This window comes from Salinicola sp., from assembly GCF_982684285.1.
This window is the reverse complement of the sequence record NZ_CEXLVS010000093.1, coordinates 1-13782: the sequence shown is the minus strand read 5'-3', so window position 1 is coordinate 13782 and position 13782 is coordinate 1. Positions and strand designations below refer to the sequence as shown.

18 protein-coding genes are annotated in these 13782 nt (G+C 63.9%); 12 read left to right on the top strand and 6 right to left on the bottom strand.

Annotation, left to right across the window (positions count from 1 at the left end; translation table 11 throughout):
* From AC3AYF_RS09990 to hisD, 6 genes are all read left to right on the top strand, one after another.
* Nucleotides 1-557: MlaC/ttg2D family ABC transporter substrate-binding protein (locus AC3AYF_RS09990; protein ID WP_295039217.1), on the top strand; the 557-nt coding region annotated here is incomplete at its 5' end.
* On the top strand, nucleotides 554-916 hold the full coding sequence (locus AC3AYF_RS09985) for an STAS domain-containing protein (RefSeq protein ID WP_295039215.1): 363 nt from the start codon (nucleotides 554-556) through the stop codon (nucleotides 914-916). The genes AC3AYF_RS09990 and AC3AYF_RS09985, both read left to right, overlap by 4 nt.
* A 148-nt stretch (nucleotides 917-1064) precedes the next feature.
* Entirely contained in the window at nucleotides 1065-1319 is a 255-nt protein-coding gene (locus AC3AYF_RS09980; protein WP_149433983.1) for a BolA family protein, read from the top strand.
* Between the two features lie 55 nt (nucleotides 1320-1374).
* On the top strand, nucleotides 1375-2637 hold the full coding sequence (gene murA / locus AC3AYF_RS09975; protein WP_295039212.1) for a UDP-N-acetylglucosamine 1-carboxyvinyltransferase: 1263 nt from the start codon (nucleotides 1375-1377) through the stop codon (nucleotides 2635-2637).
* A gap of 17 nt (nucleotides 2638-2654) precedes the next feature.
* Nucleotides 2655-3299, top strand: coding sequence for an ATP phosphoribosyltransferase (gene hisG / locus AC3AYF_RS09970; protein WP_295039211.1), 645 nt, complete (start codon nucleotides 2655-2657; stop codon nucleotides 3297-3299).
* A 76-nt stretch (nucleotides 3300-3375) separates the two neighbouring features.
* Nucleotides 3376-4686, top strand: coding sequence for a histidinol dehydrogenase (hisD, locus tag AC3AYF_RS09965; RefSeq protein ID WP_487779690.1), 1311 nt, complete (start codon nucleotides 3376-3378; stop codon nucleotides 4684-4686).
* 66 nt (nucleotides 4687-4752) lie between these two features.
* Here the strand turns inward: hisD and AC3AYF_RS09960 are convergent, their stop codons facing one another.
* Entirely contained in the window at nucleotides 4753-6027 is a 1275-nt protein-coding gene (locus AC3AYF_RS09960) for a Do family serine endopeptidase (RefSeq protein WP_295039207.1), read from the bottom strand.
* A 217-nt stretch (nucleotides 6028-6244) separates the two neighbouring features.
* On the opposite strand from AC3AYF_RS09960, the gene AC3AYF_RS09955 reads away from it, so the two are divergent.
* Entirely contained in the window at nucleotides 6245-7003 is a 759-nt protein-coding gene (locus AC3AYF_RS09955; RefSeq protein ID WP_295039204.1) for a Nif3-like dinuclear metal center hexameric protein, read from the top strand.
* 57 nt (nucleotides 7004-7060) lie between these two features.
* Here the strand turns inward: AC3AYF_RS09955 and AC3AYF_RS09950 are convergent, their stop codons facing one another.
* Entirely contained in the window at nucleotides 7061-7513 is a 453-nt protein-coding gene (locus AC3AYF_RS09950) for a Z-ring associated ZapG family protein (protein ID WP_149433989.1), read from the bottom strand.
* A gap of 188 nt (nucleotides 7514-7701) precedes the next feature.
* On the opposite strand from AC3AYF_RS09950, the gene zapE reads away from it, so the two are divergent.
* The 5 genes from zapE (at nucleotide 7702) to AC3AYF_RS09925 (ending at nucleotide 11246) form a co-directional block, all read left to right on the top strand.
* Entirely contained in the window at nucleotides 7702-8880 is a 1179-nt protein-coding gene (gene zapE / locus AC3AYF_RS09945; protein WP_487779689.1) for a cell division protein ZapE, read from the top strand.
* A 211-nt stretch (nucleotides 8881-9091) separates the two neighbouring features.
* A complete protein-coding gene (rplM, locus tag AC3AYF_RS09940) occupies nucleotides 9092-9520 on the top strand; it encodes a 50S ribosomal protein L13 (RefSeq protein ID WP_110602351.1) in 429 nt (142 codons plus the stop codon).
* Between the two features lie 11 nt (nucleotides 9521-9531).
* A complete protein-coding gene (gene rpsI / locus AC3AYF_RS09935; protein ID WP_087717922.1) occupies nucleotides 9532-9921 on the top strand; it encodes a 30S ribosomal protein S9 in 390 nt (129 codons plus the stop codon).
* Between the two features lie 167 nt (nucleotides 9922-10088).
* The gene (locus AC3AYF_RS09930) at nucleotides 10089-10715 is read left to right on the top strand and encodes a glutathione S-transferase N-terminal domain-containing protein (RefSeq protein ID WP_149433990.1); all 627 of its coding nucleotides are present in this window, start codon (nucleotides 10089-10091) and stop codon (nucleotides 10713-10715) included.
* A 36-nt stretch (nucleotides 10716-10751) separates the two neighbouring features.
* Complete coding sequence (locus tag AC3AYF_RS09925) at nucleotides 10752-11246, top strand: ClpXP protease specificity-enhancing factor (protein ID WP_295039194.1); 495 nt, start codon at nucleotides 10752-10754, stop codon at nucleotides 11244-11246.
* A gap of 90 nt (nucleotides 11247-11336) precedes the next feature.
* On the opposite strand, the gene AC3AYF_RS09920 is transcribed toward AC3AYF_RS09925, so the two are convergent.
* The 4 genes from AC3AYF_RS09920 to AC3AYF_RS09905 form a co-directional block, all read right to left on the bottom strand.
* Complete coding sequence (locus tag AC3AYF_RS09920) at nucleotides 11337-11891, bottom strand: BON domain-containing protein (protein ID WP_295039193.1); 555 nt, start codon at nucleotides 11889-11891, stop codon at nucleotides 11337-11339.
* A 5-nt stretch (nucleotides 11892-11896) separates the two neighbouring features.
* Complete coding sequence (locus AC3AYF_RS09915; protein ID WP_110602357.1) at nucleotides 11897-12490, bottom strand: phosphoheptose isomerase; 594 nt, start codon at nucleotides 12488-12490, stop codon at nucleotides 11897-11899.
* A gap of 18 nt (nucleotides 12491-12508) precedes the next feature.
* The gene (locus AC3AYF_RS09910) at nucleotides 12509-12877 is read right to left on the bottom strand and encodes a YraN family protein (protein WP_295039189.1); all 369 of its coding nucleotides are present in this window, start codon (nucleotides 12875-12877) and stop codon (nucleotides 12509-12511) included.
* Nucleotides 12861-13782, bottom strand: a 922-nt coding sequence (locus tag AC3AYF_RS09905) for a penicillin-binding protein activator (RefSeq protein ID WP_295039187.1), incomplete at its 5' end; no start/stop codon positions are given. The genes AC3AYF_RS09905 and AC3AYF_RS09910, both read right to left, overlap by 17 nt.

Below are 13782 nucleotides of genomic sequence, written 5' to 3'. Positions count from 1 at the left end.
CCCAGGTGATCCAGCAGAGCGTCGACTCCCTGATGTCCGAGCTGGAGGGCAAGAAGGATTACTACGCGCAGCACGAGGGTGAGCTGGCGAAGCTCGTCGACACCAACATGGCGGAAGTGGCCGATTTCCGTTACATCGGCGCCAGTGTGATGGGGCGCTACTTCCGTGGCGCCAGCCCGGAACAGCGCTCGCGGTTCGTCAACGTGTTCCGCAAGACGTTGATCGATACCTATGCCAAGGGGCTGGTGACGTTCGACTACAAGACGCTGCGCGTGAAGGACAGCGAGAACGCCGGCCGCTATGACGACCAGGCCTCGGTACCCATGGAGGTGATCTCGACCAGTGGCCAGACCTATCCGGTCAACTTCACGCTGCGCCAGAGCGATGGTCAGTGGAAAGTGATCAATGTCATCGTCAACGGCATCAACCTCGGCCTGACGTTCCGCAATCAGTTCGACCAGGCGATGCGCGACAACAACCGCGACATCGATGCCGTGATCGACAACTGGGCGCCGGAAGTCGGGACCGATGAACTCGAGAAGGGCGGGGACGCGTGAGTCTGCTGCTCGAGCGCGAGGACGCCACGCTGGAGGTCGTCGACGACAACGTGTTGACGATCTGCGGCGAGGCGGATTTCGACAGTGCCGGCCCGCTGGCCCAGGCGGGCCGGCACTGGCTGGCGGATCAGCCGGCCCAGGCCGAGGTCTCGTTCGACCTGACAGGCGTTCAGATTGCGAGTAGCGCGGTGCTCAGCGTGCTGTTGGTCTGGGTACGCAGCGTGCAGCGCCATTCGCTGCGGCTGAATCGCGTCTCGCTGTCGCCCGCCTTGCAGCGCCTGATGGACATCACCGAGCTGGCGCCGCTGCTGCCGGCCGTCGAGACGACTTGCGCCGAGCCGGCGCGAGACCGCGGCTAGACCTTCTCCCTCCGAGCGTCCCGATGTCGTTCTCCGGCTTGCGGCGTTTTTGCATGCTGGCGAGATCGCCAAGACGGGGCGCTTTCCGCTACCATGTGGCGCTTTCCCTGCGCATTCTGCGCAGCAGTCACAAGGGAGCCCGATTGCCATGCAACCCAGCGATGTCAAAAGCCGCCTCGAGAGTCAGATCGACGGCTGTGAATTCCATATCCAGGGCGAAGGCTGCAACTTTCAAGTGATCGCCGTGGGCGACGTCTTCGATGGCATGAGCCCGGTCAAGCGCCAGCAACTGATCTACGGCGCCCTGTCGGACGAGATCGCCTCCGGCGCGCTGCATGCCATCAGCATCAAGACGTTCACTCCCGCTCAGTGGGAATCGGCGCCGGAGAATCTCGGTGTCTGAGCCCCTGCCCGGCCTATCGGGCCGGTCATCTCTCTCGATTCTATAGCGAACCTTCATGGACAAGCTGATCATTACCGGTAATGGGCCGCTGGACGGTGAAGTCTGGGCCAGTGGCGCCAAGAACTCGGCGCTGCCGATACTGGCGGCGACGCTGCTCGCCGACGAACCCGTCACCATCGGTAACCTGCCGCATCTCCAGGACATCACCACGACACTCGAGCTGCTCGGACGCATGGGCATCGAACCGGTCATGGGCGAGAAAATGAGCATCCAGATCGATGGCTCGCAGGTGCGCGACTGTCATGCCCCCTACGAGCTGGTCAAGAAGATGCGTGCCTCGATTCTGGTTCTCGGGCCGCTGCTGGCGCACTTCGGCAAGGCCGACGTATCGCTGCCAGGTGGCTGTGCCATCGGCTCGCGTCCGGTCGATCTCCACATTCGCGGGCTCGAGGCGATGGGCGCGGAGATCACCGTCGAGGGGGGCTATATCCGTGCCCGCGTCGATGGTCGCCTCAAGGGCGCCACGATCTTCTTCGATACCGTCACCGTGACCGGTACCGAGAATCTGCTGATGGCCGCCACGCTGGCCGAAGGCACCACGGTGCTGGAAAACGCCGCCCGCGAACCGGAAGTCGTCGATCTGGCCGAGTGCCTGATCGCCATGGGCGCCGATATTCGGGGCCAGGGTACCGACACCATCACTGTCGAGGGCGTCGAGCGTCTGCATGGATGTCACTACGACGTGATGCCGGACCGGATCGAAACCGGGACCTTTCTGGTCGCCGCCGCCGCCACTGGCGGGCGCGTGCGGGTACGCAAGACGCGGGCCGACATCATGGAGGCGGTGCTGGCCAAGCTCGAGGAGGCCGGAGCCACCATTGTCGCCGGAGAAGACTGGATCGAGCTCGACATGGGCGGGCGCCGGCCCAAGGCCGTGAACCTGCGCACGGCGCCGTATCCGGCCTTTCCGACGGACATGCAGGCCCAGTTCGTGGCGCTGAATGCGGTGGCCGAGGGCACCGGCACGGTCGTCGAGACCATCTTCGAAAATCGCTTCATGCATGTGCAGGAGCTCAACCGGATGGGCGCGCACATCGCGCTCGAGGGCAACACCGCGGTGGTGACTGGCGTCGAGAAGCTTTCCGGTGCGCCGGTGATGGCGACCGATCTGCGGGCGTCGGCGAGCCTGGTGGTGGCGGCGATGGTGGCTCAGGGCGAGACGATGGTGGATCGGATCTACCATATCGATCGCGGTTACGAGTGCATCGAAGAGAAATTGCAGCTGCTGGGTGCGCGCATTCGCCGCGTGCCGGGTTAGTCGGGTGTAGAGATACCATGAGCAATCAACTGATCCTGGCGCTATCCAAGGGCCGTATCCTCGAAGAGACCTTGCCACTGCTGGCGGATGCGGGCATCACCCCGGCGGACGATTTCGGCAAGAGTCGCAAGCTGCTGTTCGATACCAACCTGCCCGACGTCAAGCTGGTGGTCATCCGGGCGGTGGACGTGCCGACCTACGTACAGCTGGGGGCAGCCGACCTGGGTGTCGCCGGCAAGGACGTATTGCTGGAGCACGGCGCCGAGGGGCTCTACGAGCCACTCGACCTGGGGATCTCGCGCTGCCGGCTGATGACGGCGGGTATCGTCGACGCCCAGCCCGCGCGGGCCAAGCGCCGGGTGGCGACGAAGTTCGTCAATGTGGCACGTCGTTACTATGCGGAGCAGGGTATCCAGGCCGAGGTGATCAAGCTGTACGGGGCGATGGAGCTGGCTCCGCTGATGAACCTGGCCGACGAGATCGTCGATATCGTCGATACCGGCAATACCCTGCGCGCCAACGGCATGGAGCCTCGCGAGCTGATCGAGAACATCAGCACCCGGCTGGTGGTCAACAAGGCGTCGATGACGATGAAGCATGAGCGACTCAGGCCGCTGATCGAGCGCTTGCGTCACGCGGTGAGCGCACGGACCGTCGCTTGAACCGCAGCTCCGTGAGCGCATCCGGGGGTTGTATGCAATCTGTCGGCGGGACGGTCGCACGTAGAGAGAACCAATGATGAGCCAAACGACTACCATTGCCCGTTTCACCACGCGGGACGCTGATTTCGATGCGCGTCTCGACGCTCTGCTGGCCTGGGAAGGGGTCTCCGATCATGAAATCTCCGCCCGCGTCGCGGAGATCATCGAAGCCGTCCGTCGGCGCGGCGACGCGGCATTGATCGAGTATACCAATCGCTTCGACCGGCTTTCCGCAACGGCCATGTCCGAACTGATGATCGGGCCCGAGCGGCTGGAGACGGCGTTCGCGTCGATCCCTGCAGCCCAGCGCGAGGCGCTGCAGCAGGCGGCGGAGCGCATTCGGATCTATCACCAGCGCCAGAAGCCGGAGTCCTGGCAGTACCAGGAGCCGGACGGCACCATGCTGGGCCAGAAGGTGACGGCGCTCGATCGCGTCGGCATCTATGTGCCGGGAGGCAAGGCGGCCTATCCCTCCTCGGTGCTGATGAACGCTCTGCCGGCTCATGTGGCGGGTGTGCGCGAGATCGTCATGGTCGTGCCGACGCCGGACGGCGTGGTCAACGAGCTGGTGCTGGCGGCCGCCCATCTCGCCGGCGTCGACCGCGTCTTCACGCTGGGCGGGGCGCAAGCCGTGGCGGCGCTGGCCTACGGCACCCAGAGCGTGCCCAGGGTCGACAAGATCGTCGGGCCCGGCAACATCTATGTGGCGACCGCCAAGCGGGCCGTCTTCGGCCAGGTCGGCATCGACATGATCGCGGGGCCCTCCGAGATACTGGTCGTCTCCGACGCCGGTACCGATCCGGACTGGCTGGCGATGGACCTGTTTTCCCAGGCCGAGCACGATGAAGATGCCCAGGCCATTCTGGTGACCTGGGATGCCGAACACCTCGCGGCCGTCCTGGCCTCCATCGAGCGCCTGCTGCCGACCATGGAGCGGGAAGCGATCATCCGCGAGTCGCTGGCGAGGCGGGGTGCACTGATCCTCTGTGAAGGGCCCGAGCAGGCGGTCGAGCTGATCAATCGCATCGCGCCCGAACACCTGGAGCTCTCCGTGGAGTCGCCCCGGGAGATGGTGGAAGGCGTACGTCACGCCGGTGCCATCTTCATGGGGCGCCATACGGCGGAGGTGCTTGGTGACTACTGCGCCGGTCCCAACCATGTGTTGCCGACCTCCGGCACGGCGCGTTTCTCCTCCCCGCTGGGCGTCTACGATTTCCAGAAGCGCTCGTCGCTGATCCAGTGTTCTCCGGAGGGGGCCGACACGCTGGGACGGACGGCATCCGTTCTGGCGCGGGGCGAGTCCCTGACGGCCCACGCCCGCTCGGCGGAGAACCGCCTCAAGCGCTGAGGATCGGGCACAGCAAAAGACAACGATCGCCGCCCCTCGGGCGGCGATCGTCGTTGCCGATGAGGGCTAGCGTTCGCTGGCGTCGCTATCGGCGCCGGGCGCCTCCGAACCCTGGGTGGCCTGGGCCCTTTTCGTCGCGTCGTCGCTGCTTTGGGCGGGCGGCGGGCGCTCGCCGACCTTCAGCGTGACTCTGCGTTTTTCGCCGCCTCGCACGATGGTCAACGGCAGTTGCGTGCCGGGGGGGATCTCGGCGATATCCACCTGGGTCTCCCGCGGATCGAGAATCGGCTTGCCGTCGATGGCGAGCAGGATATCCCCGGGGCGCAATCCAGCCTCGTCGCCGGGTCCGCCTGTCACCACGTTGGCCACGATGACGCCACTGAGGGTCTTGAGGCCGAACGACGACGCCAGATCCGGCGTCATCTGTTGAGCGTCGATTCCCAGCCAGCCCCGGATAACCCGGCCCTGGGTCACGATGTCGTTCAGAATGCCGCGTGCCAGATTGGCCGGTATCGCGAAACCGATGCCCTGGGAACCGCCGGAGCGGGAGAATATCGCCGTATTGATGCCGATCAGCGAGCCGTTGGCATCCACCAGTGCCCCCCCGGAGTTGCCCGGGTTGATCGCGGCGTCGGTCTGGATGAAGTCCTCGTAGCGGCTGAGGCCGAGATGATCGCGCCCGGTCGCGCTGATGATGCCCATGGTCACCGTCTGGCCGACGCCGAAGGGGTTGCCGATGGCCAGGGTGACGTCGCCGATGGCGATGTCCTCCGAATTGCTCAGCTTGATGACCGGCAGGTCGTCGAGGTCGATCTTGAGGACCGCCAGGTCGCTGTCGGGGTCGGTGCCGATCACTTGCGCGATGGCTTCGCGGCCATCCCTGAGGGCCACCTGGATCTCATCCGCATCGTTGATGACATGATTGTTGGTCAGGATGTAGCCCTCTTCGCTGACGACCACCCCCGAGCCGAGACTCGATAGCATGCGCTGGCGCTGCGGCATGTTCTTGCCATAGAACTGGCGGAAGAACGGATCCGACATCAGCGGGTGCTGGCTGGTGTCGACGACGCGCGACGAGTAGACGTTGACTACGGCCGGCGCGGCGCGGTTGACCGCCTGCGAGTAACTGACGGGTCCTTCGTGGCGATCGAGCGATGGCGCATCGACGACATCGGGTGGGGCGCGTTCCGAGGTCGCGGATTCGACGCCGGCCATTCCGGTCGGGGTGTCGCTGGCCGGCCCGTCTCGGCCCAGCAGCGACGGGAAGGCGTAGAGCAGGACGACGGCGATCAGAATGCCGCAGAGGGCGGGCCACAGGTAGGCGGCTAGGTGGCGGCGCATGTGCTGGGTCCTTAGACTGGAAATCAGAGCGACTTCGCCACGTCCGGCAGCGCTGCGGTGATCGAGGCGGCCGTGTTTGCGCCGATGGGGCCGGGGAGCCCGTCGATGGAATCGATGGAAATACGATGCGCTCGATGACGGTGTGCGCGGTGCCTGGCACGATGTCGATATGGATCGGAAGTGTAACATTCACCAAGGCTTCGCGCTGGGAGACAGTATGATTTCGCGGCAGATTCTCCAGGAGGCCGTCGATGCGGAGTTGTGTATCGACGCGTTCAAGGATTACACCGTCAATGGATTGCAGGTCGAGGGGCGGGACAGGATCGAGCGTATCCTGACCGGTGTCACGGCGTGCCAGGCGTTACTCGACGAAGCCGTGGCCTGGGGCGCCGATGCCGTACTGGTCCATCACGGCTACTTCTGGAAAAACGAGCCGGTGAGCGTGACCGGAATGAAGCATCGGCGTCTGGCTACCTTGTTGGGGAACGGCATCAACCTGCTGGCTTACCACCTGCCGCTGGATGCCCACCTTTCACTGGGCAACAACGCCTGCCTGGGGCGGCGTCTGGGATTCGAGATGGAGCGCTGCCTCGACGGTGAGCCGGGGCGGGGACTGCTGTGGATGGGGGCGCCGCAAGCCGAGCTGGACAGCCGGGCCCTGGCGGGACGCGTCGAGCAGGCGCTGGATCGCGCGCCCACCCTGATAGAGGGCCATTCCGGCATCGTACGGCGCGTTGCCTGGTGTACGGGAGGCGCCCAGGACATGTTGCCGATAGCCGCCGAGGCGGGTGCCGATGCTTTCATCTCCGGTGAAATCTCCGAGCGCACCACCCACATGGCGAGAGAGATGGGGATCACCTATCTGGCGGCGGGCCACCACGCCACCGAACGCGACGGTATCCAGGCCCTGGGCGGTTGGTTGGCGGATCGCTTCGGTATCGAGCACCGGTTCGTGGACATCGACAATCCGGCTTGAGGGGAGGGGATTGGCGCCCGTCGCCGCCCGGTGGGCTTCGACGGGTCTTCGGCCATTTCAGTAGCGGGGAGGCTGCGGGGCGCTCTCCTGCTGCTCCGCGGTTCGGCGTTGGCGGACGCCATAATCTTCGGCCAGCGTGCCGCCGGTGCCGTCGGCATAGTCGCGTGGCACCTGAGGCAGATCGACCTCTTCGTTCTCGTCCTGGCTGCCATGCAGTCGACGTTTCAGCTTGAGATCGTCGACCAGCTTGTCCGCACCCTGGATCAGGTGCTGTTCGAGGTCGTGGCTTTGGCGCTGAATGCTGGAGGCCAGATCGGCCACCTTGGCGAAGTGGTCGTTCAGCGCATCCTTGACCTGATTGAGTTCCAGCTCCGTCTCGGCCAGACGCTGACGCACTTTCTGGTTGCGGGCTACGTTGGCGTTCAGCAGGTGGTAACAAAGGGCGCCGATACCGATGCCCGCCAGGAAGCAGGCGATTGCCAGGATCCAGTCGATATTGCTTTCGTTCACAGTGCGCTCCTCGTCGTCGTGCCCGGCACGACCTGTCTCAAAGACCCTTGCGTAAGGTCGGTGCGGTGCCATTATATCGACCCGCTCGGCTCTCGGGTCAAACCTTGCTTGTCTCCCAGGCACTGTCAAGACTTTCGTCGGAGAGTATAATCCCGCCACCTGTTTCGAACCGAGGTCACGATACCGCCATGAGTTCCCCCCATGCCGCGACGTCCCATCAAGGCACCATGACGCCAATGTCGCGTTATCGCGCGGATCTGGAGCGCGATGACTTCAGCTACGACGCCGCGCAGGAGAATGCCGTCAAGCACCTGCAGCGCCTGTACGACGATCTTCAGCGGACCCCGGCGCCCAAGCCCACGACGGTCTCCGGGGAGTCGAAGCTGTCGAAGGTGGCGGGGCTGTTCGGCAAGCGCAAGGCCGCCGAACCCGAGGCGCCTCCCACGCCTTCGGTCATGGGGCTCTATTTCTGGGGTGGCGTCGGCCGTGGCAAGACCTACCTGGTCGATGTGTTCTACGAGTCGCTGCCCTTCGAGCGCAAGATGCGTACGCATTTCAACCGCTTCATGCAGCGAGTGCACCGCGAACTCGAGGTCCACAAGGGGGAGAAGAACCCGTTGACGCAGATCGCGGCCACGTTCGCCGGCGAGGCCCGGGTCATCTGCTTCGACGAGTTCTACGTCAAGGACATCACCGATGCGATGATCCTCGGCAACCTGATGGAAGCCTTGTTCGCGCAGGGCGTCGTATTGGTGGCGACCTCCAATATCGTGCCGGACGATCTCTACAAGGATGGCCTGCAGAGGGCGCGCTTCCTGCCGGCGATCGATCTGCTCAAGCGCCATTGCGAAGTGGTCAACGTCGATTCCGGGGTGGATTACCGTCTCCGTGCCCTGGAGCAGGTGGAGATATTCCACGCGCCGCTCGACGCCGAGGCCGAGCAGCTGCTGGCGAAGAGTTTCCGCTCGGTCGCCGGCAGCGAAGGGCGAGAGCGTGCCACGCTGCCGATCAACCACCGGGCGCTGAAAGCCCGCCGCCTGCACGAGGGCGTGGTGTGGTTCGATTTCAAGGAGCTCTGCGATGGGCCTCGCAGCCAGAACGACTACATCGAGCTGTCGCGCGAGTTCCATACCGTGCTGGTCTCCGGCGTGCCGCGCATGGGGGCGGGGACCGACGATCAGGCCCGCCGGTTCATCAGCATGGTCGACGAGTTCTACGACCGCGCGGTCAAGTTGCTGCTCTCCGCCGAGACCGAGGTCGAGTCGCTCTACACCGGGGGCAACCTGAGCTTCGAGTTCGAGCGCACGCTGTCGCGTCTTCAGGAGATGCAGTCCCGGGACTACCTGGCGCTGGCGCACAAGCCCTGAGCGGAGCGAGCCGCGAGTGAGCGCCAATGTCACGGCGAGACCGGTCTTTCCTCGTACATTGTGCTCGTGTACAATGCGCGCTCTTCGATCCGTTACCTTCCTGTCGGTAGTCGTTCACCGGCTCCCGGACATGTCGGTAACCCAAGAAAAATAGGGATGGCCGAGAAGCGTTCGCTTCGACGCCCAAATACGCTTATTTGGTGAAACACTCATGAAGACGTTCAGTGCCAAGCCGCACACCGTGCAGCGCGACTGGTATGTCGTTGATGCCTCGGGCAAGACGCTCGGTCGTCTGGCGACGGAAATCGCTCGCCGCCTGCGTGGCAAACACAAGCCGGAATACACCCCGCATGTCGACACCGGCGATTACATCGTCGTCGTCAATGCCGAGAAGGTGCATGTCACCGGCAACAAGGCGCAAGCCAAGAATTACTACCGTCATACCGGTTACCCGGGCGGTCTGCGCACCATGTCGTTCGAGAAGCTGATCGACCACGCGCCGGAACGCATCATCGAAGGCGCCGTCAAGGGCATGCTGCCCAAAGGGCCGCTGGGTCGTGCCATGCACGCCAAGCTCAAGGTGTATGCCGGTACCGAGCATCCGCACGCCGCGCAGCAGCCGCAAGAACTGAACATCTGAGGGTAACCGTCATGGCACAACAGTATTACGGCACCGGGCGTCGCAAGACTTCTACCGCTCGCGTGTTTCTCAAGCCGGGCACCGGCAAGATCACCGTCAACGACCGCGAGCTGGGCGAGTTCTTCGGCCGCGTCACCGCGCAGATGGTCGTGCGTCAGCCGCTGGAGCTGACCGAGACCACTGGCCAGTTCGACGTCTACGTCACGGTCAAGGGTGGCGGTGGCTCCGCTCAGGCCGGCGCGATTCGTCACGGCATCACGCGTGCGCTGATGGAGTACAACGAAGAGCTGCGCCGTCCGCTGCGTGCGGCGGGCTACGTGACTCGTGACGCTCGCGAAGTCGAGCGTAAGAAAGTGGGTCTGCGCAAAGCGCGTCGTCGTCCGCAGTTCTCCAAGCGCTGATCCGGCGGGATCCGCGTCTGCGCAAAACGCCCGACTTATCCAGTCGGGCGTTTTGCTGTTGGTACGTGGCGCAAAGGGTATTCGTGCTCTCCGTGGCGATGGTTGGCGCCCAGCGGGGTTGCCCGTCGTGTTACCATTGGTCGTTGAATTAATGCGAGGAAAGTTTCATGGGTGTAGTGGCCAAGCGATCGTCGATGATCTTTTACTCCGGCAGTGATGATCATTTCAGCCATCGCGTCAGAATCGTGCTGGCGGAAAAGGGCGTGGCCGTCGATATCCTGGACGTCTCGGCCGATGAGCATAACGCCGAGTTGGCCGATCTGAATCCGTACAACAGCGTGCCCACGCTGCTCGATCGCGATCTGGTGCTGTACGAATCCAAGGTCATGATGGAGTACCTCGACGAGCGTTTCCCGCATCCGCCCCTGTTGCCGGTCTACCCGGTGGCGCGCGCGCAGAGCCGCCTGTGGATGCATCGCATCGAGCGCGAGTGGTGCCCGCTGGTCGAGCAGATTCAGCAGGGCCCCAAGAAGGAGGCCGACAAGGCCCGCAAGGAGCTGCGTGAAAGCCTGACCGGGATTTCACCGATCTTCGAAGACATGCCATATTTCATGAGCGAAGAGTTCACGCTGGTGGACTGCTGCATCGCGCCGATCCTCTGGCGTCTCCCGGCGCTGGGTGTCGAGCTGCCGGAGAAGCAGATCGCCCCGCTGATGAGTTACATGGAGCGTGTCTTCGCGCGGGATGCCTTCAAGGTGGCGCTGTCTGAAACCGAACGTGAGATGCGTAGCTGATACGGCGACGCCGTAAGCTGCCCGAGAGGAGTTGACATGCTGACTAGCCGTCCCTATCTGGCGAGAGCCCTTTATGAATGGCTGCTGGACAACGAGCAGACGCCCTATATCGTGGTGGATGCTGGAAAGCCCGATGTCAGGGTGCCGCAGCAGTTCGTGCAGAATGGTCAGATCGTGCTGAACATCGCGCCGGCCGCCGTGCGCGACCTGGCGATCGATAACGCGGCAGTCACTTTCGGGGCGCGCTTCAGCGGTCAGCCGATGCAGGTCGTGGTGCCCATGGACGCCCTGATTGCGATCTATGCGCGTGAAAACGGCGTCGGCATGGTGTTTGGCCAGGAGCCGGTCATGCCGAGTTTTTCCAGTGAGGAGGAAGCGGCGCTGGAAGAAGAGGGGCGCCCGACGCTCGAGAGCGTCGAGAATCGCCCGGAGAGCGATGGCGAGGAGTCGCCCGAGCCCGCCGCCGGCAAGGGTGACGAAGCTCCCGGTCGTCCCGAAAAAGGCAAGCCCTCCCTGCGCATCGTCAAGTAGCGGGGCTTTTGTCCGACAACGCCTGGTGAATAGCGCAAAGCCGCTGCCGAAGATGATTCGGCAGCGGCTTTTTGCGTCAGGCTCGGAATGTCAGTTGAGGTATTCGAATACCTTGACGATACGCTGGACACCGCCCACGCCGGATGCGGCGGCAGTGGCTTCGCTGGCCTGCTGCTGTGTGACCAGGCCCATCATGTAGACCGTTCCGTTCTCGGTGATCACGCGAATCAGGTTGGCATCGAGATCTTCGTTGGCGACCAGGTTGGCCTTGATGCGTCCGGTGATCCAGGTGTCGGTCATGCGCTGGCTGACCGGGGTGTTGGCGGACACCATCAGCTCGTTGTGCACCTGCCTGACACCGCGTACGTCGCGGGCGATCTCGGTGGCGCGCTGCTTGAGATCGTCGCTGGGAACCTGGCCGGTCAAAAGGACGTTGCTGTTGTAGCTGTCGACGTTGATGTGGGCGTCGCCATATCGTGCGTCCGTCGCGTTGAGCGAGTCGAAGATCTTGCTCTGGATGTTGCTGTCTTCGACCTTGGCGCCGGGGGTGCGTTCGGCGTAGTTTTCCTGCTGGCTGCCGGTGGCGCATCCGCCCAGTGTCAGCAGGCCGATCAGGCATGAGGAAACGATCAGTGTCTTCTTCATAAGGCTCACTCGTTGCTGCCAAAAAGCTGTTGGTCGATCAGATCACACAAACAGTGAATGACCAAGAGATGGACTTCCTGAATGCGTGCGGTGGAGGTGGCCGGAACGCGAATCTCGCAATCCTCCTGCCCCAGCAGGGATGCCATGTCGCCGCCATCCCTTCCGGTCAGCGCGACGACGCTCATCTCGCGATCGTGGGCGGCTTGAATGGCCTGGACCACATTGGCGGAATTGCCGCTGGTCGAGATCGCCAGCAGGATGTCGCCAGGCTGGCCGAGGGCTCGAATCTGCTTCGAGAAGACATCGTTGTAGCTGTAGTCGTTGGCAATCGAGGTCAGCGTCGAGGTGTCGGTGGTCAACGCCAGTGCCGGAAGGCTGGGGCGCTCCCGTTCGAAGCGATTGAGCAGCTCCGAGGAGAAGTGCTGGCTGTCGCCGGCGCTGCCCCCGTTGCCGCAGGCCAGGATCTTGCCCTCGCTGACCAGGCACTGGACCATCATCTGGCTGGCGACCTCGATGAAGGGGGGCAGGACTTCGCTGGCGTAAGTCTTGGTGTCGATACTGGCGTTGAACAGGTCGAGAATGCGTGCTTGAAAATCCATGAGATGCCTATTGAGCGGTCAATATGCGTCGAAGGCGGCCCGAATCCAGTCGAATTCGAGTGCGGGAAGGCTTCCGGTGACGCCGACGACGTCGAAGCGGCAGGGGCATGATAGCCCGTGTGCATGAAGATAAAAACGCGCGGCCTTGACGATGCGCCGCTGCTTGGCGGGTGTGATCGTTTCGGCCGGGTGGCCGTAGTCGGAGCGTTGGCGATGGCGGACCTCCACGAATACCAGGTTTTCGCCATCGCGCATGATGAGATCGATTTCGCCGCCCTTGGCATGCTGGTTGCTGGCGATCAACGCCAGCCCCTGTGTCTCGAGCCAGCGGGCTGCGGCTTGTTCGACCTGCTGGCCGAGTTGGCGCCGGTTATTGGGTGTCGCCATCTTCGGCATCCAGCGCGAATCCGTTGAGATTGCCGTTGGATGCTCCCTGGGTACCGCTCGATGCGCCGCCGTCAGTGGAAGTCGACGGGGAGCGAGTCGGGGCGGAGGCGGGAGCCGTCAGCAGTGGCTGCGGTGTGCCGGACTGGAACACTGCCCAAGGGAGTGTACGCTGGATGCGGCCGTCGTCGCGCGCCTGCAGTGTCCCGGTCGCGCCGAAGATCTGCGTGTTCGGCAGCGCCTGGATCAGCGGCAGGCGGCGCGCCAGCTCGTAGGCGTCGACGCCCATGGCGTTGAGCTTGAGCAGGCCCGGATCGTTCTCGCCCGCCAGTTGCTGGTAGGTTGAGACGAACGGTAGCGCATCGGTTCCGCCCACGGCGGCGTCCGGAATCATCCACGGGATATCGACGAACTGGACGCCGTCGAGGTCGTGATCGGCCCGCGGCTGCGGGATGCCTTCGTAGAGATGTGACGTGGCATACACCGGAAGGTCGCCGGCATAGTAGAAATCCAGTGTCGGCGGGACCTGGCGGGCGTAGCTGGGAAGCGCCAGCAGGAACAGCATGTCCATGCTCGAGGGGTCGCTGTTCAAGAGATTGCGAACCGCAGTGGCGACGGAGCCCGAGGGGTCGTAGCTGACCACCGAGGCCACCGTTCCGCCTTCGTCTTCCCAGTTCTTGCGAAATGCTGCCAGTACGCGTGACCCCCACTCGTTGTCGGGGACCATGATGCCGGCGCGACGGCGGCCGTCGAGATGGGCGCGGTGGGCGACCTGGCGCGCTTCGTCCTCTGCGGACAGGCCGTACTGGTACAGGCTGGCCGCCTGGTTGCGGGCGTGTTCACCGTAGTTCAGCGCGAGGGTGGGTAGCGGCACGCTGCTGCGGGTCTCGAGTTCGCTGACCTTGTCC

What these genes read in the sequence shown, in the direction of transcription:
- AC3AYF_RS09980 (WP_149433983.1), top strand. Translation starts at nt 1,065, where the DNA reads ATGCAACCCAGCGATGTCAAAAGCCGCCTCGAGAGTCAGATCGACGGC.
- murA (WP_295039212.1), top strand. Translation starts at nt 1,375, where the DNA reads ATGGACAAGCTGATCATTACCGGTAATGGGCCGCTGGACGGTGAAGTC.
- hisG (WP_295039211.1), top strand. Translation starts at nt 2,655, where the DNA reads ATGAGCAATCAACTGATCCTGGCGCTATCCAAGGGCCGTATCCTCGAA.
- hisD (WP_487779690.1), top strand. Translation starts at nt 3,376, where the DNA reads ATGAGCCAAACGACTACCATTGCCCGTTTCACCACGCGGGACGCTGAT.
- AC3AYF_RS09960 (WP_295039207.1), bottom strand. Translation starts at nt 6,027, where the DNA reads ATGCGCCGCCACCTAGCCGCCTACCTGTGGCCCGCCCTCTGCGGCATT.
- AC3AYF_RS09955 (WP_295039204.1), top strand. Translation starts at nt 6,245, where the DNA reads ATGATTTCGCGGCAGATTCTCCAGGAGGCCGTCGATGCGGAGTTGTGT.
- zapE (WP_487779689.1), top strand. Translation starts at nt 7,702, where the DNA reads ATGAGTTCCCCCCATGCCGCGACGTCCCATCAAGGCACCATGACGCCA.
- rplM (WP_110602351.1), top strand. Translation starts at nt 9,092, where the DNA reads ATGAAGACGTTCAGTGCCAAGCCGCACACCGTGCAGCGCGACTGGTAT.
- rpsI (WP_087717922.1), top strand. Translation starts at nt 9,532, where the DNA reads ATGGCACAACAGTATTACGGCACCGGGCGTCGCAAGACTTCTACCGCT.
- AC3AYF_RS09930 (WP_149433990.1), top strand. Translation starts at nt 10,089, where the DNA reads ATGGGTGTAGTGGCCAAGCGATCGTCGATGATCTTTTACTCCGGCAGT.
- AC3AYF_RS09925 (WP_295039194.1), top strand. Translation starts at nt 10,752, where the DNA reads ATGCTGACTAGCCGTCCCTATCTGGCGAGAGCCCTTTATGAATGGCTG.
- AC3AYF_RS09920 (WP_295039193.1), bottom strand. Translation starts at nt 11,891, where the DNA reads ATGAAGAAGACACTGATCGTTTCCTCATGCCTGATCGGCCTGCTGACA.
- AC3AYF_RS09915 (WP_110602357.1), bottom strand. Translation starts at nt 12,490, where the DNA reads ATGGATTTTCAAGCACGCATTCTCGACCTGTTCAACGCCAGTATCGAC.
- AC3AYF_RS09910 (WP_295039189.1), bottom strand. Translation starts at nt 12,877, where the DNA reads ATGGCGACACCCAATAACCGGCGCCAACTCGGCCAGCAGGTCGAACAA.